The sequence below is a fragment of the Pseudohaliea sp. genome, from assembly GCF_040217025.1.
GTDB lineage: Bacteria > Pseudomonadota > Gammaproteobacteria > Pseudomonadales > Halieaceae > Pseudohaliea.
This window is the reverse complement of record NZ_JAVJOA010000004.1, coordinates 441363-461371: the sequence shown is the minus strand read 5'-3', so window position 1 is coordinate 461371 and position 20009 is coordinate 441363. Positions and strand designations below refer to the sequence as shown.

Genomic DNA, 20009 nt, shown 5'->3' with positions numbered 1-20009 from the left:
CTCGTTACAGCTCTGCTGCCAGCTTGTCGACCAGGTCGGCGTGTGCCTGCTGGTCGATGGAAGCACCGAGAATCTTCTCGGCGCCGGCGACGGACAGGACGGCGACCTGGCTGCGCAGCTGCTCGCGCGCTCGGTTGGCCTCCTGTTCGATCTCGGCCTGGGCCGCAGCCTTGACGCGCTCGGCCTCGAGGCGGGCCGTATCCTTGGCCTCCTCGACGATCTGGCTGGCGCGCCTGTTGGCCGCGTCGACGATGGAGGAGGCCTCTTCCTTGGCTTCCTTCAGGCGCTCGACGGCCTTTTCCTTGGCCAGCTCCAGGTCCTGCTCGGCCTGCTCGGCAGCCGCCAGGCCCTCGGCGATCTTCTGCTCGCGCTCCTGCATGGCGGCCAGGATCGGCGGCCAGACGTACTTCATGCAGAACACGACAAAAGCGACGAACGCCAGCATTTGCCCGATCAGCGTAAGGTTAATGTTCACAACCTTCTCCTCACGTGTTGGGGACGCCGCGGGCGGCGCCCCGTGCTACGGGTGTCCCGGTTCAGCCGGCGACCACGAAGATCAGGTACATGGCGATACCGACACCGATAATCGGGATGGCGTCCACGAGGCCGGCGCCGAGGAAGAAGGTGGTCTGCAGCTTCGGAGCGAGCTCCGGCTGGCGTGCAGAGCCTTCGATCAGCTTACCGCCGAGAAGACCGACGCCGATGGCGGCGCCCAGGCCACCGAGGCCCATCATGATTGCAGCGGCAACGTAAATCAGTTCCATGGTTTTCTCCTAGCGTTGATTGCCTGACAGTAGGGGGTTGCTTAGTGATCCTCGTGGGCCATGCTGAGATAAACGATCGTCAGCACCATGAAGATGAAGGCCTGCAGCGTGATGATCAGGATGTGGAAGATCGCCCAGCCGACCTGCATGAGACCGGCGGGTACCAGCCAGGCGATACCGGCGCTGAACAGCGCGGCAATGAGGATGAAGATCATCTCGCCCGCGTACATGTTGCCGAACAGCCGCAGGCCCAGCGAGAAGGGCTTGGCGAGCAGTCCGACCACTTCCATGAACAGGTTCACGGGGATGAAAACGGGGTGGTTGAAGGGGTTCAGCGTCAACTCCTTGACGAAGCCGAAGCCCTTCACGGTAATCGAGTAGTAGAGCATCAGGATGAACACGCCCACGGCCATGCCCATGGTGATGTTCGGATCCGTGGACGGCACGATTTTCTGGTACTCCACGCCGAGCAGCGCGAGCGTGTGCGGAATGAGGTCCACGGGAATGAGGTCCATGAGGTTCATCAGGAAGACCCAGACGAAGACCGTCAGGGCCAGCGGCGCGACCAGCGGGTTGCGGCCGTGGAAGCTGTCGCGCACGGTGTTGTCGACGAAGCCGACGATCATCTCCACGGCATTCAGCGCGCCGGAGGGGGTGTCGGCGCTGGCCTTCTTTGCCATGCGGCGGAAGAACCAGCAGAAGAAGATACCGAGGCCGATGGACCAGATCATGGAGTCGACGTGGATCGCGGTGAAGCCCATCGCGGCGGCTTCGTCGCCACCGTGAGCCATGACCCAGGCGCCGCCTTCACCGATGGTGCTGCCGTCGTGGCGGTGGTAGCCCGCCGGCAGCTTGCCATAGGTGAGATTCGTCAGGTGGTGGACGATGTATCCGGAAACCGTCTGCGTCTCGCCTGCCATGCAACTCGCTCTCTGCTCGTCGTTCGCCGCGGGGTTGTCTGTTACCGGCTCGCCTGCCCGCGGCGCAGGAGCCAGACGCCACCCGCGACCTGCACGAGCAGCATGGCGGCAAAGCCGCCGAACACGGCCAGCGGTACCACCGGCCGTAACAGCGCGAAAACCAGGGCGAAACCCACCGCGCTCAGGAGGAACTTGCCCGCTTCCGCGGCATAGCCGGCCCGGGCCACCTCGGCACCGCGCCGTCCTCCGCGCCCGAACAACTGCAGGGCGAACCAGGCCTGCGGCAAGGCACTGCAGGCCGCGCCGGCGGCCAGCGACACGGTGGTCGTGGTGTCCGCCAACGCCAGGGTCACGATAGACAGGAGACCGAGGACCGCTAGCTGGACCAGCGTGATGCGGTAAACCGGTGGCGGCTTCAGCCTGGCCCCTGTCGGCGCGATCCCGCTCGCTCCCCCTTTGCCGTCAGCCACGCAAGTGGGTCCTCGTTTCGGGCGCGCGCATTAATAGGGGGTATGCGAAGGCCCATCAACCGAGCGAGCAGACCCTCGACGGCGTGTTCCCGGCCATCGGAAGAGGAACCACAGCATCTGGGGGTGGCCCGGCCCCCAAGACGCATTATGTGCCTACGGGGACCCTATATAAAGAAGAAAGATAGTGCGCATCGGCCTACTGGATGTGTCCGAGAATCCCGTCGAGCTCCTCCAGGCTGCCGTAGGCCAGTACCAGCTTGCCCTTACCGCCCTTGCCGTGCTGGATCTGGACCCGGGTGCCCAGCCGCTCCGAGAGATCATCCTGGAGCCGGCGGATGTCCGGGTCCAGCGCCGGTTTTTCGTCCGGCCCGCGCTCCGCTTCCGCGAGCAGGCGCCGGACCAGGGCCTCGGCCTGGCGCACGGACAGGCCCCGGGAAGACACCTGCCGGGCCGCCTGGCACTGCGCCGCGCCAGCCAGGGACAGGAGGCAGCGAGCGTGGCCCATATCGATATCGCCATGCTCGAGCAGCGTCCGCACCTCCGGCTCCAGGCTCATCAGGCGCAGCAGGTTGGCAACGGTTGAACGCGATTTGCCCACGGCCTCGGCCACTTCCTGCTGGGTGAGGTCGAACTCCTGCTGCAGCCGCTGCAGGGCCACCGCCTCCTCGATCGGGTTCAGGTCCTCGCGCTGGATGTTCTCGATCAGCGCCATGGCGATAGCCGCCTCGTCGGTGACATCGCGCACCAGCGCGGGGATCTCGCCGAGGCCGGCGAGCTGCGCGGCGCGCCAGCGGCGCTCACCGGCGATGATCTCGTAGCGCTTGTCCGAGATCGGCCGGATCACGATGGGCTGCATGAGCCCCTGGGCCTTGATGCTGTCGGCGAGCTCCTGCAGGGATTCGGGCTCGATGTCCCGGCGCGGCTGGTACTTGCCGCGCTGGATCAGGTCGACGGGGATTTCCCGCAGCTCACCGTCCCTCTCCGCCGCCGCGGGGGCCTGCTCGCGGCTCGATGCCTGCGCGGAGGACGAGAGCAGGGCGTCCAGGCCTCGGCCCATGCGCGCTTTCTTGCCAGCCATCAGTCACTTCCTCCCGCCGCGGCGAGGCGTTCCTCGCGCCGGATCATCTCTCCCGCCAGGGCCAGGTAAGCTCGGGAACCGCGGGAGTACTTATCGTAATACATCGCCGGCATACCGTGGCTGGGCGCCTCGGCGAGGCGGACGTTGCGCGGTACCACGGTACGGAAAACGCGGTCACCGAAGTGTTCATGCAGCTGCGAGGACACCTCGTTGGTGAGGCTGTTGCGGGGATCGTACATGGTGCGCAGGATGCCCTCGACCTCGAGCGCCGGGTTGACGCTTTCCGCGACCCGGCGGATCGTGTCGAGGAGCGCGGACAAGCCCTCGAGCGCGAAATACTCGCACTGCATGGCGACGATCACGCCGTCGGCGGCGACGAGGCCGTTCACGGTGAGCATGTTCAGCGAAGGGGGGCAGTCGACGAGGATGTAGTCGTAGTCCTCCCTGACCCGGGCAAGGCTCGCCCGCAGCCGGCGCTCGCGGCCGTCTACCTGAAGGAGCTCCACCTCCGCAGCGGTGAGATCGCCGTTCGCCGGCAGCACGTCGAAGCCGGCTTCACCGGCGGTGCAGCGGACGTCTGCAACCGGCGCCTCGTGCACGAGCACGTCGTAGATACTCTGCTCGATGGCGTACTTGTCGACGCCACAGCCCATGGTGGCGTTGCCCTGCGGATCGAGGTCCACCAGCATCACGCGCTTCTTCATCGCGGCCAGGGACGCGGCGAGGTTGACGCAGGTCGTGGTCTTGCCGACGCCGCCCTTCTGGTTCGCGATGGCGATGGTTCGTGTCACGCGCTGGTCTCCGGCCGCAGGGTGATCAGGGAGCGTTGCTCATCGAGGCCGGGCACGGCGAGGGCCGTCACCGTCGCCCGGTAGCCCAGGGCCTCGGCGGCCGCCAGCTCGTCGGCGCCGACCTGCGCCTTCATGGCGTAGAACGCGCCACCGGGCGCGAGCAGGTGGCCACAGCGCTCGAGCATTGCCGGCAACGCGGCGAAGGCCCGGCTGAGAACGCCGGTGTAGGGCTGCTCCGGCCGGTGATCTTCGGCACGCTCCGCCGCGATGCGTATGTTAGCCAAGGCCAGGGCCGTTTTCACCTGGAACAGGAAGCGGGTCTTCTTGCCGTTGCTGTCGAGGAGGCAGTAGCGGTGCGCCGGCGCTGCGAGCGCCAGGGGAATGCCCGGCAGCCCCGGGCCGGTGCCCACGTCGACGAAAGAGCCGCCCGCAGGCAGGTGCGGCAGAGCGGCGAGGCTGTCGAGGAGGTGGCGGGTGACCATGGCATCGCGCTCGCGCACGGCGGTGAGGTTGTAGGCCCGGTTCCATTTCTCGAGGAGATCGAGGTAGGACGACAGCGCGGCCAGCACGGCCGGCGGCAGCGTCAGGCCCAGCGCGGCACAGCCCGCTGCCAGCGCCGGGTCGCGCACCTCAGGCGCTTTTCCGGGTCGCTGCCCGCGCCTGGCCCTCGCGCTTCTTCAGGTGCACGAGCAGCAGGGAAATCGCCGCCGGGGTCACGCCGGGGACCCGGGCCGCCTGGCCGAGGGTCGCCGGGCGGGCGTCGGCGAGCTTGCCCCGTACCTCGTGGGACAGGCCGTCGACCGCGGCGTAGTCGAGCGCTTCGGGCAGGGCCAGGCTCTCGTGGCGGGCGAGGCGGGCGATCTCCTCGGCCTGGCGCTCGATGTAGCCTGCGTATTTCGCCTGGATCGTGACCTGCTCAGCGACCTGTGCGTCTTCCACCGCGCCCTCGGCCAGGGGGGCGATCGCCGCGTAATCGAGCTGCGGACGCTTGAGCAGGTCAGCAAGCGCATACTCACGCTTCAGCTCGCTACCGAGCTTTTCTTCCAGCTGGCGGGCCCCCGGCGTGCCCGGGTGGAGGAACGTCGTGCGCAGGCGCTGCTGTTCGCGCTCGATCGCCTCCCGCTTGGTCTCGAAACGGGCCCAGCGGTCATCGTCGACGAGCCCCAGCTCACGGCCGGTCGCGGTGAGGCGCAGGTCCGCGTTGTCTTCCCGGAGCAGGAGCCGGTACTCGGCACGGGAGGTGAACATGCGGTAGGGCTCACGGGTGCCCAGGGTGATCAGGTCGTCGACCAGCACGCCGAGGTAGGCCTCGTCGCGGCGCGGGCACCACGGCGGTTCGCCGCGCACGCGGCGGGCCGCGTTGATACCCGCCAGCAGGCCCTGGGCGGCCGCTTCCTCGTAACCGGTGGTGCCGTTGATCTGCCCGGCGAAGTAAAGCCCCTCGACCGGGCGCGTCTCCAGCGAGGGCCGGAGGTCCCGGGGATCGAAGAAGTCGTACTCGATGGCGTAGCCCGGCCTGGTGATCACCGCGTTCTCGAAACCGGCGAGGGAACGCACGAACGCCAGCTGCACGTCGAAGGGCAGGCTGGTGGAGATGCCGTTCGGGTAGAGCTCCGGCGTATCGAGACCCTCGGGTTCGACGAAGACCTGGTGCGCGTCCTTGTCCGCGAAGCGGTGGATCTTGTCCTCGATGCTCGGGCAGTAGCGCGGCCCGGTGCCCTCGATCACCCCGGAATACATCGGCGAGCGGTCGAGGTTGGCGCGGATGATGTCGTGGGTGCGCGCGTTGGTATGGGCGATCCAGCAGCAGCGCTGCTCGGGATGCGTCGCCGGATCACCGAGGAAGGACATGACCGGCCGCGGGTCGTCTCCCCACTGCTGTTCGAGGGAGGCGAGGTCTACGCTGCGCGCGTCGATGCGCGGCGGGGTACCGGTCTTCAGCCGGTCGACGCGGAAGGGCATCTCGCGCAGGCGCCGGGCGAGGGCGATCGCCGGGGCATCGCCGGCGCGGCCGCCGCTCGAGCTCTCGAGGCCGATGTGTATCCGCCCACCGAGGAACGTCCCGGTGGCAAGCACGACCGCTTCGGCGTGGAAGTCGAGCCCCATGGCCGTGCGCGCGCCGACAACCCGGTCGCCGTCCAGGAGCAGGTCGTCCACCGGCTGCTGGAAAATCTGCAGGCCGGGCTGCGCCTGCAGGATGCCGCGGATGGCGGCGCGGTAGAGCACGCGGTCGGCCTGCGCCCGGGTCGCTCGGACCGCGGGGCCCTTGCGCGCATTGAGCACGCGGAACTGGATACCGGCGCGGTCCGTGGCCGCGGCCATGGCGCCGCCGAGGGCATCGACCTCGCGCACCAGGTGGCTCTTGCCGATGCCACCGATGGCCGGGTTGCAGGACATCTGCCCGAGCGTATCGATACTGTGCGTCAGCAGCAGCGTGCGGCAGCCCATGCGCGCGGCGGCCAGGCACGCCTCGGTCCCGGCGTGGCCACCGCCGATCACGATCACGTCAAAACTGTCCGGGTAGCGCATGGTTTGACCGCTGCGTCGCTGCAGGCTGGCAAGGGGAGCGGATTATACGGGCGTGTCGGTATTCCGCCAAACCCGGTTTCGCCTTACCGGAAGAAGAGAATAAATCATGGTTGGGATAGAAATAGAGATTTATTGTTGTGATTATTAGGCGCGGTGAGATCCGGGGATAAGCCGGTTTTTATCTTGTTTGCCGGGAGGTTGCGCGACGCAAAGGGCTGTTCGCGGCAGCGGTATAGCTCCGGGGCAGGCTGGGTACCGAATGTGGAGGGTTCTGCGAGCCCGGCGTGTCGCCAGTCGGGCCACCGCCTGGTCCACGACTTGTGTGACCGCGGTTACCGCGTCTGCCCACAGGTCCCTGCATCGGGGGAAAGGAAGGTGGATAGCCGGGGGAGCGAGCGGGGGTAAGCCGTGCACGATCATCACACCGCGCCAGCGCCTGCACAGGTTTGTGGACAGGCTGTTACTTGCCGATGCAGAAGCTGGAGAAAATCTCGCCGAGGAGATCGTCGCTGCTGACCCTGCCGGTGATCTCGCCCAGGCAGCCCTGCAGGTAACGGAGGTCTTCGGCGACCAGTTCGCCGGCACCGCTGCCGTCCAGCTGTGTCCGCGCGTCGTCGAGGTGGGCCGCGGCGCGATCCAGGGCATCGAGATGCCGGCGCCGGGCGCTGAAGGTACTCTCCCCGGCACTCGCCAGCCCGACGCTGCCGCGCAGGTGCTCGCGCAGGAGCGACAGGCCAGCACCGCTCTGCGCCGACAGCCAGATGTCCGTGCCGTCCGCCGTGCTCTCGATGGCCGCGGCAGTGCCGGACAGGTCGATCTTGTTATGCACGCGGGTTACCGGTGTGCCCGGCGGCGGGGGCGCGACGCCCGCTGGCAGCAGGTTTGCAAGGCGGGGCGGCGCCCCGCCGGCGCTGTCATCGACAACGAGAATCACCCGGTCGGCGCTGGCGATCTCCACCATGGCGCGGCGCACGCCCTCCTGCTCGACGGGGTCATCGCTGTCCCGGAGGCCGGCGGTATCGACGATATGCAGCGGCAGGCCGTGAACCAGGATGTCCTCGCGCAGCACGTCGCGCGTGGTGCCCTCGATGGCCGTGACGATGGCGCGCTCCTCACCGGCCAGCGCGTTGAGCAGGCTGGACTTGCCCGCGTTGGGCCTACCGGCGATGACCAGCTTGAGCCCTTCCCGCAGGAGGCTGCCTTGGCGGGCGCTCTCGCGCACGGCGGCCAGCTGCGTGGCGATGCCTGCCAGGCGGGCGCCGACTTCGCCCTCCGCCAGGAAGTCCACGTCCTCCTCGTCCGGGAAGTCGATGGCCGCTTCGACATAGACCCGCAGGCGCGTGACCGCCTCCACCAGGTCGTGCACACGCTTGCTGAAGGCGCCGCTCAGGGAGCGCAGTGCGTTGCGCGCGGCCTCGACACTGGCACTCTCGATAAGGTCGGCAATGGCCTCGGCCTGGGTGAGGTCCAGCTTGTCGTTGAGGAAGGCGCGGCGGGAGAACTCGCCGGGCTGTGCCGGCCGTGCGCCGCAGGCGCAGGCCGCCTGCAGAAGAAGGTCGAGGACGACCGGGCTGCCGTGGCAGTTGAACTCGATGACGTCCTCGCCGGTGAAGGAGTGCGGTCCCGGAAAATACAGCGCCAGGCCGTCGTCGAGGCGAGCGCCCCCGGCATCGAGGAAGTCGGCGCGGTGGGCGTAGCGGGGGCGGAAACGGTCGCGCCCGGTCAGCTGGCGCGCGATGGCGAGGGCGGCAGGGCCCGACAGGCGCAGGATGCCGATGCCGCCGCGCCCGGTTGCCGTGGCGATCGCGGCGATGGTGTCTTCAGGCGGGGCACCGGCCACGGGCGGTGGGCCTCAGGCCTTGCCCGCGTTCTCGATCTGCCGGGTGATGATGAACTGCTGCCCCATGGAGAGCAGGTTGTTCACCAGCCAGTAGAGCACGAGGCCCGCCGGGAACCAGAGGAAGAAGAAAGTGAAGACCACCGGCAGCCACTGCATGATCTTCGCCTGCATGGGATCGGGGGGCGGCGGGTTGAGCTTCTGCATGAAGAACATGCTCGCGCCCATGAGCACGGGCAGGACAAAGTACGGGTCCATCACCGATAGATCGTCGATCCACAGCATGAACGGCGCGTGGCGCAACTCGACACTTTCCATGAGGACCCAGTACAGCGCGATGAAGACCGGCATCTGCACGAGGATCGGCAGGCAGCCGCCCAGGGGATTGATCTTCTCCTTGCGGTAGAGATCCATCATGGCCTGGGACTGCTTCTGCTTGTCGTCGGCGTACTGCTCGCGGATGTCCTGCACCTTCGGCGTAATGCGGCGCATGTTCGCCATGGACCGGTAGCTGGTGGCGGACAGCTTGTAGAAGGCTGCCTTGATCAGCACCGTCAGGGCGATGATGGCAACACCCCAGTTGCCGACCAGCGCGTGAATCTTGTTCAGGAGCCAGAACAGCGGCTGCGCGATCCACCAGAGCCAGCCGTAGTCGACGGACAGCTCGAGGAAGGGGGAGATCTCCTCGAGGCGGTACTGGTCCTTCGGCCCCGCGTAGAAGCGCGCCGTGCTGCTCCCGCGCTCACCGGGATCGACGACCAGGGCCGGGCTGGTAAAGCCGGCGATGTTGAAGCCGGCGGCGGTAACGCGCGTGGAGTAGGTATGTGTCTGCTGCGGGTTGGGAATCCAGGCGCTCAGGAAGTAGTGCTGCACCATGGCCATCCAGCCGCCCTCGAGCTGTCGCTTGAAGGGGTCTTCGCGCATGTCCTTGAAGTCGAACTTGGTGAAGCGGTCATCCGGCTGCGTGGTGGCGGCGCCCAGGAAGGGCTGCAGCCCCAGTCCCGCGTCCGCGGACGGATCCTGGCTCGAGTCCCGCTTGATCTGCCCGAAGAGGTTGGCCTGCCAGCGCGCTTCCGTGTTGTTCTCGACCAGGTAGGTGACGTCGAGCACGTACTCGCCGCGACGCAGGGTAAAGCGCTTGGTGATGTCGAGGCCGTTGTTGCCGGTCCAGGCCAGGTCGATGGTCAGCGTGTCCTGCCCCGGCGCCAGCTCATAGCGGGCCTGGGCAGCGTCGTAGCGGGCGCGGCGGGGGGCGTCGATGCCGTCGGGGCCCACCAGGCCGCTCTGGGCCACGTAAGTGCGCCTGCTGTTGCGCTCCAGGAGAACGTAGGGATCATCCCCGTCGAGCTCCGCCAGGTATTTCGGCAGGGCGACTTCGACGATGTCGCCGCCGTTCAGGTCGATGGCGAGCTCGAGCGTATCGGTGAACACCTGCACGATGCGCGCGTCCCCGGCTTCCGCCGCCGCAGTGTCCGGGGTGTCATCGGGCGGCGGCGGCAGGTCCGCGGGCAGTTCACCTGCGGCGGGTGCCTCGCCGCCGGCGGGCGGGACCTGCGCGTTGGCCGGGGCGCTGCCGGCCGTCAGGCGCTGGGTGGCCGGCGCGGCATCGGCCTCACGGGCATCGCGGAACGCGACCCACTCGGACAGCAGCATGAACGACAGCAGGGCGATGGCGCCGATGAGCAGGGTTCGCTGGATATCCATAATCTCTCAGTCTGTGCTTCGGGTGGCGGGCACCGGGTCGGCGCCGCCTTCGTGCCAGGGGTGGCATTTCGACAGGCGTCTGGCTGCCAGCATCATGCCGCGAGTGGCACCGTGGGTGTCGATGGCTTCGCGGGCGTACTCGGAACACGTCGGGTAGAAGCGGCAGTGGTGGCCGAGAAAGGGGCTGAGGCACCACTGGTAAACGCGGAGTACGGCGAGCAGGAGCTTCTTCATGCCGCGGCGCGCTCGATCAGGCGCCGGAACTGCCGGTCTATTCCCGTGGCCAGAGCAGCCTTGTCGAGCTCTCCGGCGCCGGGCCGCGTCAGGAAGACGATATCCAGGGGAACGGCCGGCGGCGGCAGCTGGCGGAAGCGTTCCCGGGCGATGCGCTTGATGCGGTTGCGGCGCACCGCCCGGGACACGTGTTTCTTGGCAACGGCCAGCCCGAGGCGGTGGTGCGGCTGCGTCGAGGGCCGGGCCAGGAGCAGGAATTCGCGCTGGCCGGCCTTCACGCTGACACAGGAAAACACGGTCCGGTAATCCCGGGCCGTGAGCAGGCGTTGATGCTTGCGGAAGGACGCGGCCATCAGCGAAGGTACCGGCTCTCGCTGTGCGCGGCGCCGGCTTACGCGGACAGGCGCTTGCGCCCCTTGGCGCGGCGCCGGGCGAGGACCTGGCGACCGTTCTTGGTTGCCATCCGCGCGCGGAAGCCATGGTTACGCTTGCGCTTGAGCACGCTGGGCTGGAACGTTCTTTTCATGTCAGTGACTCGAGTTGCTGTCTATATAAGGAAGGCAGTCGCGGCGCCGCCGCGGTGCCGATGGGGCACAGCCAAAAAAGGACGCAGATTGTAGAGAAAGCGCCCCGTTTATTCAATGGCTTCCGTGCGGTGCAGTAAACGACCCGGCGCGGTGTTGCGCCGGGTCGTCGGCCGGGTGGATGTCGCGGCCTGTGACGCGGCTCGGAAGAAGCCAGCAACGCTGCGGGCTGCAGCCATCGGCCAACAAATCTCCCCAAAGATAATCACAGTTTATCCACAGGACGGAGGTCGGGGACTGTCGTGGGCATCAATGGACCGCGACTTCCCTGTTAGGGTCTAAGTGGTTGAAATAAAAGAACAAAAAAAACAAAGAAATTTTCCCTCACGTGTGGATAAGTGACCGCCGGCGGGTTATGATGCACCGTCCTGTCGCCCATGGCACGAAGATGTCAACAGGCGGCGAGAACCACCGGAAAATCAAGTCAGGAAGCATTCAGTGCCCCGTGCGAAGGGCACGAGCGAGGTGATCTTTGCCCGACGCGGTATGGACGCAATGCAGGAACCAGCTGCAGGACGAGTTGCCGGCGCAACAATTCAACACCTGGATACGCCCCCTCGAGGCCAGCGAAGACACGCAGTGCCTTCGCCTCTATGCCCCCAATCGTTTCATCCGGGACTTTGTCAGCGACAAGTTCGCGCCGCGCATCGCCGAGCTGCTGCGCGAGGCGGGCAGCGAGCAGGACGTGGTTCTCGAGATCGGCGAGGCCCGGCGCCCGGTGTCGCTGGCAACGGTCGGCGGGTCTCCGGCGGTCCCGGCAAAGGCGCCGGCACCCGCGCCGCCCCCGCGGCAGGAGCCTGAGCCGGCCCCCGCGCACGAGCTCCGGCCCACGCCGATGCTCGCCAGCGTGAGCACGCCGACCTTCGGCCAGGCGCAGCACTCCGAGGTACACGAGGCGCTGCAGCACCAGCACAACCTCGTCGCGAACTATACCTTCCGCAACTTCGTCGAGGGCAAGTCGAACCAGCTGGCCCTGGCCGCTGCCAACCAGGTTGCCGAGAACCCCGGCGATGCCTATAACCCGCTGTTCCTCTACGGCGGCGTCGGCCTGGGCAAGACCCACCTCATGCACGCGGTGGGCAATGCGCTAAAGGAGAACAACCCGGAGGCGCGCATCGTCTACCTGCATTCCGAGCGTTTCGTGGCCGACATGGTCAAGGCGTTGCAGCTGAACGCGATTACGGACTTCAAGCGCTACTACCGGTCGGTGGATGCGCTGCTGATCGACGACATCCAGTTCTTCGCCAAGAAGGACCGCTCCCAGGAGGAGTTCTTCCACACCTTCAACGCGCTGCTCGAGGGCGGCCAGCAGATGATCCTTACCTGCGACCGCTATCCGAAGGAGATCGAGGGGCTCGAGGAGCGGCTGAAGTCGCGCTTCGGCTGGGGGCTCACGGTGGCCGTTGAGCCGCCGGACCTGGAGACGCGGGTGGCCATTCTCATGAAGAAGGCGAGCCAGTCCCAGCTCGACCTGCCGCCGGATGCGGCGTTTTTCATCGCTCAGCGCATCCGCTCCAACGTGCGCGAACTCGAGGGCGCGCTCAAGCGGGTGATTGCCAGCGCGAACTTCACCCGCCGCGCCATCGATGTCGACCTGGTCAAGGAGAGCCTGAAGGATCTGCTGGCGCTGCAGGACAAGCAGGTGAGCCTCGACAACATCCAGCGCACCGTTGCCGAGTACTACAAGATCAAGGTGGCCGACCTCATGTCCCGGCGACGCAGCCGCTCGGTGGCGCGACCGCGGCAGGTGGCCATGGCGCTCGCCAAGGAACTCACCAACCACAGCCTGCCGGAAATCGGCGACAGTTTCGGCGGTCGGGACCATACGACCGTGCTGCATGCCTGCCGCAAGATCAAGGAACTGCGGGAAACGAGCTCGGATATCCACGAAGATTACAAGAACCTGTTGCGCTCCTTGACAACTTGAGCACAATGGAAGGTTGGCGCCTGGGGCGACCTGCGTCATCGGCAATCGCAATCAGCAAGACCAATAAGTAAGTACACACTTACAATAGCGGCTGGCTAAGGAACATCCATGAAATTCAGCGTACCCCGGGATGCCCTCATCAAACCCCTGAACCTGGTCGCCGGGGTCGTGGAACGGCGCAACACGCTGCCCGTGCTCGCCAACGTGCTGCTTCAACTCGATGGTGACCGCCTGTCGCTGACCGGCACCGATCTCGAGGTGGAGCTCGTCGGCCGCGTGCAGCTGCCGACACCGGGAGACGCCGGTGAAGTCACGCTCCCGGCGCGCAAACTCCTCGATATCTGCAAGTCCCTGCCGGAAGGCAGTGATGTGCAGGTGACCGTGACCGATGGCAAGGCAACGGTCACCTCGGGTCGGAGCCGTTTCACCCTCGCAACGCTCCCGGCGCGCGAGTTTCCGAACATCGAAGACAGTATCGGCACGCACCAGTTCAGCATCGAACCGCAGCAGCTGCGCCGGCTGATCGAGCGGACCAGCTTTGCGATGGCGCAACAGGACGTACGCTACTACCTCAACGGCATGCTCTGGGAGATCAAGGGCGGTCGCCTGCGTTTTGTCGCTACCGATGGCCACCGGCTGGCGATCTGCACGCTGCCGGAAGCGCTTTCCGGCGTCGATGACGCGCAGGTGATCCTGCCGCGCAAGGGCGTGCTCGAGCTGGGCCGCCTCCTCCAGGATGATGATGACGCGGTCACGGTGATTCTCGGCAACAATCACCTGCGTGCCACGACCGCGGGCTTTACCTTTACCTCCAAGCTGGTGGACGGCAAGTTTCCCGATTACGAACGGGTGCTGCCGCGTTCGGCGGAGAAGGTCCTGGTCGGATCGCGCCTGGATCTGCGCCAGGCGTTTACGCGCACCGCGATCCTCTCCAATGAGAAATACCGCGGCGTTCGACTGAAGCTGTCACCGGACACGCTGGAAATCGTTGCCAACAACCCGGAGCAGGAGCAGGCCGAGGAAGTGGTTCCGGTCGACTATGCGGGGGATGGCCTCGAGATCGGCTTCAACGTGGGCTATCTCCTCGACGTGCTGGGGGTCCTTTCCGGAGAGGAAGTACGCTTTTCCCTGTCCGATCCGAACAGCAGTGCTCTCCTCGAGGAGTCCGAGGCCGGCGACTCGCTCTATGTCGTCATGCCCATGCGGCTCTGATCGGGCTCTCTTCTCCAGGGTGAACGAGGCTGTCCGGCGCGGCTGCTGGAGAGAGACTTCCCTCTTGCCGTCATGCTGACGCGCCTGGATATCTACAACGTGCGCAACCTCGAAGCGGTGCGCCTGCACGGCCTTGGCCGGGCGTGCGTGCTTTTCGGGGAGAACGGCAGCGGCAAGACCAGCGTGCTCGAGGCCATACACATGCTGAGCCTTGCCCGGTCCTTCCGGGCCAGCAGCGCCCGCTCCGTGATTCGCCACGGCGAGCCTCATTGCACGGTTTATGGTGAAGTTGCCCAGGCGGGCGGTGCGGTGCGGGCCCTGGGTGTACAGCGGGAAACGTCCGGGATGGCGATGCTCAAGGTGGCGGGTCGGCCCGTGCGCAATGTGTCGAGCCTGGTGGCAGAGCTGCCCGTGCTCGTCATCAACGCCGACAGCTTTCAACTTTTGGTCGGGCCGCCGGCCGGGCGCCGGCGGTTTCTCGACTGGGGTGTGTTCCACGTGGAACATGAATTCTTCCCCGCCTGGCAACGCTTTCAGCGCTGCATCAAGCAGCGCAATACGCTACTCCGCCGTGATAAACTGTGCCCGGAGGAGCTGGCGGCGTGGACGCGGGACCTTGCGCACGCAGGTGAGCGTCTGACTGGCTGCCGCCGCCGGTACTTTGACCAGCTAGTTCCCGTGTTCGGGGAGGTGGCAGCCGAGTTGTTGCCCGAGTGCGACGCCGTCGGCCTGCGTTTCCGCCAGGGCTGGGATGCGAGCCAGCCTTACGAGGCGGCCCTTGCTGCCACGGAGAGTTCCGACCGGGAGCAGGGTTATACCCATGTCGGGCCCCAGCGTGCGGAGATCGTGGTAACCGTCGGAGGTCACAGCGCCGCGGATACGCTGTCCCGCGGCCAGCAGAAACTCGTGGTCTGTGCCCTGAAGCTGGCGCAGGGCCACGTGCTCCGGCGCCAGGAGCGGCCGATGACGTGCAGCTACCTCATCGACGACCTGCCCTCGGAGCTGGATGCGACCCACACCCGCCGGGTCTGCGAACAGCTCCAGGCACTCGGGGCCCAGGTATTCATTACCTGCATCGCGGAAGATGCGATGACAGGCATGTGGCCCGCTGCGGCGGTGCCACCGCAACTGTTCCACGTGGAACAGGGGCAGGTAACAGCGGTGGACCCCGCCAATCCGGGCGCGGCAAACGCCGTCGAAGACGGACAGTGAGAACGACGCATGAGCGAACAAGATAATCCCGGCCAGTACGACTCCTCCAGCATCAAGGTCCTGAAGGGCCTGGACGCGGTGCGCAAGCGCCCTGGCATGTACATCGGCGATACGGACGACGGCACGGGCCTGCACCACATGGTCTTCGAGGTGGTGGACAACTCCATCGACGAGGCCCTGGCCGGCTACTGCAGTACCGTGCGTATCATCATTCACCCCGATGAGTCCGTTTCCGTCTCTGACGACGGCCGCGGGATTCCCACGGAAATGCACGAAGAGGGCGTGTCGGCGGCGGAGGTCATCATGACCGTGCTCCATGCCGGTGGTAAGTTCGACGACAACACCTACAAGGTCTCTGGCGGCCTGCATGGCGTGGGTGTGTCCGTGGTGAATGCGCTCTCGGAAGAGCTCCGCCTGACCATCTGGCGCGACGGCAAGGTCTACGAGCAGGTGTATCACCACGGGGTACCGGCAGCACCGCTGGCTGTCATCGGTGAAACGGAGCAGACAGGCACCCTCATCCGCTTCAAGCCCTCCGCGGCGACCTTTACCAACATCGAGTTTCACTTCGATCTGCTCGCCAAGCGGCTCCGGGAGCTCGCGTTCCTGAACTCCGGGGTGCATATCGAGCTGCAGGACGAGCGTTCCGGCAAGACGGAAACCTATCACTACGAGGGTGGCCTGCAGGAGTTCGTGAACTACCTCAACCACAACAAGACCCCGGTCAACCGGCCGTTCCACTTCCAGGTGGAAGCGGAAGGTGGCATCAGTGTCGAGGTTGCCATGCAGTGGAACGATGCTTACCAGGAAAGCATCTTCTGCTACACGAACAACATTCCCCAGCGCGACGGCGGCACGCACCTGGCCGGGTTCCGGGCCAGCCTGACCCGCAGCCTAAACGCTTATATCGAGCGCGAGGGCCTGGCGAAGAAGGCGAAGGTGAATACGACCGGCGACGACGCGCGCGAGGGCCTCACCGCCATTATCTCCGTGAAGGTGCCGGACCCGAAGTTTTCCTCCCAGACCAAGGACAAGCTGGTCTCCTCGGAGGTGAAAACGGCCGTCGAGCAGGCCATGAACACCCACTTCTCCGACTACCTGCTGGAAAATCCGCAGGAAGCGAAGGCGGTCGTCGGCAAGATGCTCGACGCGGCACGGGCGCGGGAAGCCGCGCGCAAGGCCCGGGAGATGACGCGGCGCAAGGGCGCGCTGGACATCGCCGGCCTGCCCGGGAAGCTGGCGGACTGCCAGGAGAAGGACCCGGCGCTGTCGGAACTGTTCCTGGTCGAGGGCGACTCTGCCGGTGGCTCCGCGAAGCAGGGCAGGAGCCGGCGCTTCCAGGCCATCCTGCCCCTGAAGGGCAAGATTCTCAACGTCGAAAAGGCGCGCTTCGACAAGATGCTGGGCTCCGCGGAGGTCGGCACCATGGTCACCGCGCTCGGCTGCGGCGTCGGCAAGGAGGAGTTCAACGCAGACAAGCTGCGCTATCACAGCATCATCATCATGACGGATGCCGATGTCGATGGGTCCCATATTAGAACCCTGTTGCTCACCTTCTTCTTCCGGCACATGCGCGAGCTCATCGAGCGCGGCCATGTCTTCATCGCCCAGCCGCCCCTGTTCAAGATCAGCCGCGGCAAGCAGCATAACTACCTGAAGGACGAGGCGGCTCTGACCCAGTACCTCACGGAAGCCGCCCTGGACGGGGCTGCGCTGTACGTGAACCCGGAAGCGCCGGCCATCGCGGGCGAGTCCCTGGCCGCGCTGGTCGGTCGCTTCCGCGCGGTTGCAGCGACCATCGACCGGCTTTCGCGCCGTTATGCGCCCTCGGCCCTGTGGGCGATTGTCGACGGTCTGCGCCTCTCGCCCGAGCAGCTGGAGGACGAGGCGGCCGTTACTGACTTTGCCGAGAAGCTAAGTGAGCGCTTACAAGCTAACCTTGCCCAGGGAGAACGTTACACCGTGACGGTGCGGCGCGCGCCGGAGCAGGGCTACTACTACCCGGTGGTGCGCCTGCTCGCCCACGGCGTCGAGACCGAGCACGATTACCAGCGCGACTTCTTCGCCTCCGGTGAATACCGCAGCCTGGCCGAGCTCGGCGACGAGCTGAACAGCCTCATCGACGAGGGCGGCTACTTCCAGCGCGGCGACAAGACCCTCGAGACGCGGAACTTCTCCGAGGGCCTGGCCTGGCTGATGACGGAGGCGCGCAAGGGCTACAGCATCCAGCGCTACAAGGGTCTCGGCGAGATGAACCCGGACCAGCTCTGGGAAACGACCATGGACCCGGAAACCCGCCGCCTGCTGCAGGTCACCATCGAGGACGCCATCAAGGCCGACCAGATCTTCACCACGCTCATGGGCGACCAGGTCGACCCGCGGCGGGAGTTCATCGAGGAAAACGCGCTCTCGGTTGCCAACCTGGACGTCTGACCGCCTCGCAGTCTTTCTTCAGCTCTCGAAGCTGGCGCTGCCGTCCGCGGCGATGGTGAGTGCGCCAGCGGGCTCTCCGGCTGCGTAGCGCTGGGCGATTGCCCGGAAGGCAGTTTCCACGGGGCGGGCGAGCGTGCTGCCGCTGAACAGGGGCGAGCTCTCGCGCAATGCGGCCAGCTCGTCGCGCAGCGCCCGGCGACGGGCCGCGTCCCGCGCCAGCTCGATGGCCAGTGCGCGGTAGGCGGCATCGCTCTCGGTTATCAGCTCCGGCATGCCGAGCGTCGTCAGCAGGCTGGCGCCGACACGGCTGGCAAAGCTCTGCCCGGCCCGGGTCACCAGGGGCAGGCCCGCCCAGAGGGCATCGCTGGCCGTGGTATGGGCGTTGTAGGGGAAGGTGTCCAGGAACAGGTCGGCGAGGGTGTAGCGCGACAGGTGATCCGGATAGGGAGCGAAGGGTGCGAAAACGATGCGCCGGGAGTCCACGCCCTCGGCCTCCGCGGCGGCCCGCAGGTTGTCTGCCGAACCGGGCGGCCCCTCCAGGAGCCAGAGCACGCTGCCGGTGACCTCGCGCAGGATCGCCATCCACGCGGAGAACAGCTCCGGCAGGATTTTCCTGGGTTCATTGAAGCAGCAGAAGACGACCGCGTTATCGGGCAGACCGTGATCGGCGCGGCTTCCCGCGTGCCCCGCGCGGACTCGCTGCGAGTCGTTCGGCTGGTAGCACTGCGGCAGGCGGATGACCTGCTCGGTGAAATGCGCTTCCGCCCCTTCCGGTATGACCACGGCATCCGCCAGCACGTAGTCGATGCCGCCGACTGCGAAACTGCCGGGGTAGCCCAGGTAGGCAAGCTGCAGCGGCGCGCAGCGCCTGGCAAACAGCCGCGGCCGGGCCCGATCGGTGTCACCCTTGAGGTCGACGGCAATGTCGATTTCCATCGATCGGGACTGCGCGACAACCTGCTCATCGCTCTGCGCACTCACGTCGATGAACTGGTCGAAGGCAGCGGCAATGCGCCGGCCAAGCGGCGTATCGCCGGCGGGGTGGAAGGAGAACGCGATCGGTTCGACCTTGTCCCGGTCAAGGCCTTCGATCAGTTCCACCATGAGGCGGGCGGTGGCGTGTTCGAACAGGTCGGCCGAGTAGAACCCGATGCGCAGCCGGTCGTTGAGTTGGCGGCGGGGGAGGGCCTGCTCCTTGAACGCGAGGCCCTGCGCGTAGCGCTCAGCCGCCTGCAGGTGCAGCGCGGGATCGTCGACGAGGGAAAGAAGTGCGAACGGTGTGCACGCCGGTTTGCCGGCCCTGACGGCCGCCACCAGTTCATCGCGCCGGGCCGGGAAGTCCTGCCAGTCGCAGAGGTGCATGCGCGTATACAGCGCCGCGCCGGCCAGCAGAGGGAAATCCGGATCGCGGGCGCGGGCAGCGTCGTAGGCTTCGACGGCTTCCGCGTAGCGCTTGAGGTGCCTCTGGGCATCGCCGCGGCCGATATGGGCCTGCACGTTGCCCGCATCGCAGCGGATTGCCCTGTCGAAGGACGCCAGCGCTTTCTTGTAATCCAGAAGGCTGGTGAGCACTTTTCCACGGCTCGTCCAGACGCGTGCGTCGGTCGGCCGCAGGCGGGCGGCGCTGTCGTAGTCGGCGAGGGCTTCGGCGTGCCTGTGCAGCGCCTGCAGGGCGAGCCCCCGGTTGATCAACGCGTCGGCGTAGTCCGGTCTGACCCGGAGGACGTTCGAGTAGCTTTCGATCGCCTCGGCGAGGCGGCCAAGCGCCTGCAGGGAAGCGCCCAGCGTGTGCAGCGTCGCCGGGTGAGGGCCGAGGGCGGTGGCGGCACGCTGGAGGTAACCGACCGCCTTCTCGAAGTCTCCGGCCTGGTAGGCCAGGAACCCGAGCAGGTAAAGGCTGTCGCCCTGGCCGGGGTCCTCGCGAAGGATTTCCTCGTAGACGGCTCTCGCCTCGTCGATGCGGCCACCCTGCTGCAGCGCGATGCCGCGGCGCAGTGCGCGCACCACCGCCGGACCGGGTTTCCGCGGACTGCGCCCCTTGCCGGGCTTGGCACCGTCTCGCAAGCTCGCCTGGCCTCCGTTACTTTCCGTTTTGACCGGTTTCCGGCCGCCGGCGGGATCCATGCCCCGTTCGCGCGCCGAGCCTAGCACAGGCCGGCGGCGCAGAGGAACGCGGGGCGCTATCTGCCGCCGGCGTGTTCGTTTAAGCTCACGCGACGTACTCGGGCCAGGGGCTTCTGCGACGGGCTGCCGGGCGCTTCGCTCAGGGCATTTCGCGGGGGTACAACTTGAGTGCCTTTGAATAGCGGCAGCG

18 protein-coding genes are annotated in these 20009 nt (G+C 66.6%); 4 read left to right on the top strand and 14 right to left on the bottom strand.

Features of this window, described 5'->3' with window-relative positions; translation table 11 throughout:
- Window positions 1–4 precede the first annotated feature (4 nt).
- The 13 genes from RKE50_RS03065 to rpmH all read right to left on the bottom strand — a co-directional run bounded on the left by RKE50_RS03065 (window position 5) and on the right by rpmH (window position 10853).
- A complete protein-coding gene (locus RKE50_RS03065; RefSeq protein ID WP_350034321.1) occupies window positions 5–475 on the bottom strand; it encodes a F0F1 ATP synthase subunit B in 471 nt (156 codons plus the stop codon).
- 61 nt (window positions 476–536) lie between these two features.
- Window positions 537–764, bottom strand: coding sequence for a F0F1 ATP synthase subunit C (atpE, locus tag RKE50_RS03060; protein WP_117319281.1), 228 nt, complete (start codon window positions 762–764; stop codon window positions 537–539).
- A gap of 41 nt (window positions 765–805) precedes the next feature.
- Window positions 806–1684, bottom strand: coding sequence for a F0F1 ATP synthase subunit A (gene atpB / locus RKE50_RS03055; protein WP_350034319.1), 879 nt, complete (start codon window positions 1682–1684; stop codon window positions 806–808).
- A gap of 41 nt (window positions 1685–1725) precedes the next feature.
- A complete protein-coding gene (locus tag RKE50_RS03050; RefSeq protein WP_350034317.1) occupies window positions 1726–2154 on the bottom strand; it encodes an ATP synthase subunit I in 429 nt (142 codons plus the stop codon).
- Between the two features lie 196 nt (window positions 2155–2350).
- Entirely contained in the window at window positions 2351–3232 is an 882-nt protein-coding gene (locus RKE50_RS03045; RefSeq protein ID WP_350034315.1) for a ParB/RepB/Spo0J family partition protein, read from the bottom strand.
- Window positions 3232–4023, bottom strand: a complete 792-nt coding sequence (locus RKE50_RS03040) for a ParA family protein (protein ID WP_350034313.1) — start codon at window positions 4021–4023, stop codon at window positions 3232–3234. The genes RKE50_RS03045 and RKE50_RS03040 overlap by 1 nt, the downstream gene beginning before the upstream one ends.
- Window positions 4020–4652 carry a 16S rRNA (guanine(527)-N(7))-methyltransferase RsmG gene (gene rsmG, locus RKE50_RS03035; RefSeq protein WP_350034311.1) on the bottom strand — a complete coding sequence of 211 codons (633 nt, stop codon included), beginning with the start codon at window positions 4650–4652 and terminating at the stop codon, window positions 4020–4022. The genes RKE50_RS03040 and rsmG overlap by 4 nt, the downstream gene beginning before the upstream one ends.
- Before the next feature lies 1 nt (window position 4653).
- Window positions 4654–6552, bottom strand: coding sequence for a tRNA uridine-5-carboxymethylaminomethyl(34) synthesis enzyme MnmG (mnmG, locus tag RKE50_RS03030; protein ID WP_350034309.1), 1899 nt, complete (start codon window positions 6550–6552; stop codon window positions 4654–4656).
- A gap of 460 nt (window positions 6553–7012) precedes the next feature.
- The gene (gene mnmE / locus RKE50_RS03025) at window positions 7013–8392 is read right to left on the bottom strand and encodes a tRNA uridine-5-carboxymethylaminomethyl(34) synthesis GTPase MnmE (RefSeq protein ID WP_350034308.1); all 1380 of its coding nucleotides are present in this window, start codon (window positions 8390–8392) and stop codon (window positions 7013–7015) included.
- 12 nt (window positions 8393–8404) lie between these two features.
- Entirely contained in the window at window positions 8405–10093 is a 1689-nt protein-coding gene (yidC, locus tag RKE50_RS03020; RefSeq protein ID WP_350034306.1) for a membrane protein insertase YidC, read from the bottom strand.
- Between the two features lie 6 nt (window positions 10094–10099).
- On the bottom strand, window positions 10100–10327 hold the full coding sequence (gene yidD / locus RKE50_RS03015; RefSeq protein ID WP_350034304.1) for a membrane protein insertion efficiency factor YidD: 228 nt from the start codon (window positions 10325–10327) through the stop codon (window positions 10100–10102).
- Window positions 10324–10680 (bottom strand): ribonuclease P protein component, encoded by a 357-nt coding sequence (gene rnpA / locus RKE50_RS03010; protein WP_350034302.1) that lies wholly within the window; start codon window positions 10678–10680, stop codon window positions 10324–10326. Before rnpA ends, yidD begins: the two co-directional genes overlap by 4 nt.
- A 38-nt stretch (window positions 10681–10718) precedes the next feature.
- Entirely contained in the window at window positions 10719–10853 is a 135-nt protein-coding gene (gene rpmH, locus RKE50_RS03005) for a 50S ribosomal protein L34 (RefSeq protein ID WP_080048951.1), read from the bottom strand.
- Between the two features lie 530 nt (window positions 10854–11383).
- Here rpmH and dnaA point away from each other — a divergent pair.
- The 4 genes from dnaA to gyrB all read left to right on the top strand — a co-directional run bounded on the left by dnaA (window position 11384) and on the right by gyrB (window position 17695).
- The gene (gene dnaA, locus RKE50_RS03000; protein ID WP_350034301.1) at window positions 11384–12838 is read left to right on the top strand and encodes a chromosomal replication initiator protein DnaA; all 1455 of its coding nucleotides are present in this window, start codon (window positions 11384–11386) and stop codon (window positions 12836–12838) included.
- A gap of 108 nt (window positions 12839–12946) precedes the next feature.
- Window positions 12947–14050: a DNA polymerase III subunit beta gene (dnaN, locus tag RKE50_RS02995; RefSeq protein WP_350034300.1), complete on the top strand. Its 1104-nt coding sequence runs from the start codon at window positions 12947–12949 to the stop codon at window positions 14048–14050.
- Window positions 14051–14122: 72 nt separating this feature from the next.
- Entirely contained in the window at window positions 14123–15262 is a 1140-nt protein-coding gene (gene recF / locus RKE50_RS02990; protein WP_350034299.1) for a DNA replication/repair protein RecF, read from the top strand.
- 9 nt (window positions 15263–15271) lie between these two features.
- Window positions 15272–17695, top strand: coding sequence for a DNA topoisomerase (ATP-hydrolyzing) subunit B (gene gyrB, locus RKE50_RS02985; protein WP_350034297.1), 2424 nt, complete (start codon window positions 15272–15274; stop codon window positions 17693–17695).
- Between the two features lie 18 nt (window positions 17696–17713).
- Here the strand turns inward: gyrB and RKE50_RS02980 are convergent, their stop codons facing one another.
- Window positions 17714–19759, bottom strand: a complete 2046-nt coding sequence (locus tag RKE50_RS02980; RefSeq protein ID WP_350034295.1) for an O-linked N-acetylglucosamine transferase, SPINDLY family protein — start codon at window positions 19757–19759, stop codon at window positions 17714–17716.
- Window positions 19760–20009: the final 250 nt, after the last annotated feature.

What these genes read in the sequence shown, in the direction of transcription:
- dnaN (WP_350034300.1), top strand. Translation starts at nt 12,947, where the DNA reads ATGAAATTCAGCGTACCCCGGGATGCCCTCATCAAACCCCTGAACCTG.
- rpmH (WP_080048951.1), bottom strand. Translation starts at nt 10,853, where the DNA reads ATGAAAAGAACGTTCCAGCCCAGCGTGCTCAAGCGCAAGCGTAACCAT.
- atpE (WP_117319281.1), bottom strand. Translation starts at nt 764, where the DNA reads ATGGAACTGATTTACGTTGCCGCTGCAATCATGATGGGCCTCGGTGGC.
- rnpA (WP_350034302.1), bottom strand. Translation starts at nt 10,680, where the DNA reads ATGGCCGCGTCCTTCCGCAAGCATCAACGCCTGCTCACGGCCCGGGAT.
- recF (WP_350034299.1), top strand. Translation starts at nt 14,123, where the DNA reads ATGCTGACGCGCCTGGATATCTACAACGTGCGCAACCTCGAAGCGGTG.
- mnmG (WP_350034309.1), bottom strand. Translation starts at nt 6,552, where the DNA reads ATGCGCTACCCGGACAGTTTTGACGTGATCGTGATCGGCGGTGGCCAC.
- RKE50_RS03045 (WP_350034315.1), bottom strand. Translation starts at nt 3,232, where the DNA reads ATGGCTGGCAAGAAAGCGCGCATGGGCCGAGGCCTGGACGCCCTGCTC.
- yidD (WP_350034304.1), bottom strand. Translation starts at nt 10,327, where the DNA reads ATGAAGAAGCTCCTGCTCGCCGTACTCCGCGTTTACCAGTGGTGCCTC.
- gyrB (WP_350034297.1), top strand. Translation starts at nt 15,272, where the DNA reads ATGAGCGAACAAGATAATCCCGGCCAGTACGACTCCTCCAGCATCAAG.
- atpB (WP_350034319.1), bottom strand. Translation starts at nt 1,684, where the DNA reads ATGGCAGGCGAGACGCAGACGGTTTCCGGATACATCGTCCACCACCTG.
- yidC (WP_350034306.1), bottom strand. Translation starts at nt 10,093, where the DNA reads ATGGATATCCAGCGAACCCTGCTCATCGGCGCCATCGCCCTGCTGTCG.